This window comes from Pseudomonas sp. Pseusp97, from assembly GCF_047304025.1.
Lineage (GTDB): Bacteria > Pseudomonadota > Gammaproteobacteria > Pseudomonadales > Pseudomonadaceae > Pseudomonas.
On record NZ_JBGLYK010000425.1, the window covers coordinates 1 to 1,590 of the forward strand.

Here is a 1,590-nt window from a genome sequence, read left to right on the forward strand (position 1 = left end):
TCGTTGCCTTGCGAAGCAGCCGGCCTCGCCCTGACCCGCCGCGAGCCGCGCCCACCCTGCCCCGATCCCGGGCCGCGCTCGCACTCGCACCAGGCGATGCCTCAAGAAACGTCGGACACGACCGCCAGAGTCGTCGCCGCGCCTGACTGCCAGGGATATTCCCGTATGACCAGCGCCACCCTCGAAGCCGCACAACCGGCCGAACAGACCAATTCCACCACCCGCGTCGCGGTGGCCAGCTTCATTGGCACCGCCATTGAGTTCTACGACTTCTACGTCTACGCCACCGCCGCCGCGCTGGTGATCGGCCCGGTGTTCTTCCCGCAGACTTCCGGCACCGCCCAGGCGCTCAGCGCCTTCCTCACCTTCGGCATCGCCTTCCTCGCCCGCCCGCTGGGCTCGGCGCTGTTCGGCCACTTCGGCGACCGCATCGGACGCAAATCGACCCTGGTCGCCTCGCTGCTGCTGATGGGCATCTCCACCACCCTGATCGGCCTGCTGCCGGGTTACGACAGCATTGGCGCCTGGGCGCCGATCCTGCTCTGCGTGCTGCGCTTCGGCCAGGGCCTGGGGCTGGGCGGCGAATGGGGCGGCGCTGCGCTGTTGGCCACGGAGAACGCGCCCAAGGGCCGCCGCGCCTGGTTCGGCATGTTCCCGCAGATGGGCCCGTCGATCGGCTTCCTCGCCGCCAACGGCCTGTTCCTCTGCCTAGCCATGCTGCTCAGCGAAGAGCAGTTCCGCGCCTGGGGCTGGCGCATCCCCTTCGTGCTCAGCGCCATGCTGGTCATCGTCGGCCTTTATGTGCGTCTGAAACTGGTGGAAACCCCGGTATTCGCCAAGGCCATGGAACGCCACGAGCGTTCCAGCCTGCCGATCGCCGAGCTGTTCGCCAGGCACTGGCGGCCGACCCTCCTGGGCGCCATGGCGATGGTGGTGTGCTACGCCCTCTTCTATATCTCCACAGTGTTCTCGCTGAGCTACGGCGTCAGCACCCTGGGTTACAGCCGCGAGGACTTCCTCGGCCTGCTGTGCATCGCCGTGCTCTTCATGGCTGCCGCGACGCCGGTCTCCGCCTGGCTGAGCGACCGCTTCGGGCGCAAGCCGGTGCTGATCGTCGGCACCCTCGCCGCCATCGCCTCGGGCTTCGCCATGGAGCCGCTGCTGAGCCAGGGATCGTCGGTGGAAGTGGCGGTGTTCCTGTCGCTGGAACTGTTCCTCATGGGCGTGACCTTCGCCCCCATGGGCGCACTGCTGCCGGAACTCTTCCCCACCCATGTGCGCTACACCGGCGCTTCGGCGGCCTACAACCTGGGCGGCATACTGGGCGCCTCGGTGGCGCCATACATCGCGCAGAAGCTGGTAGGCATGGGCGGACTGAGCTGGGTGGGCGGCTATGTCTCAGTGGCAGCGGCGCTCAGCCTGCTGGCCGTATTGTGCCTGCGCGAGACCCGCGAGTCTGACCTGAACGATATCCGCTGACGCATGAGCTTCCTGTAGGAGCGGGGGGGGGGGGGCGGGCCCCCCACCCCCCCCCCCCCGCACCCCCCGGGTGGAGGCGCAGCCGGCAGCACAAAAAAAAAACCGGCCCCC

General features: G+C 68.4%; 1 protein-coding gene. It reads left to right on the top strand.

Annotation, left to right across the window (positions count from 1 at the left end; translation table 11 throughout):
• Window positions 1-165: 165 nt before the first annotated feature.
• On the top strand, window positions 166-1,479 hold the full coding sequence (locus ACCC94_RS29625; RefSeq protein WP_413353154.1) for an MFS transporter: 1,314 nt from the start codon (window positions 166-168) through the stop codon (window positions 1,477-1,479).
• The last annotated feature ends 111 nt before the right edge of the window (window positions 1,480-1,590 follow it).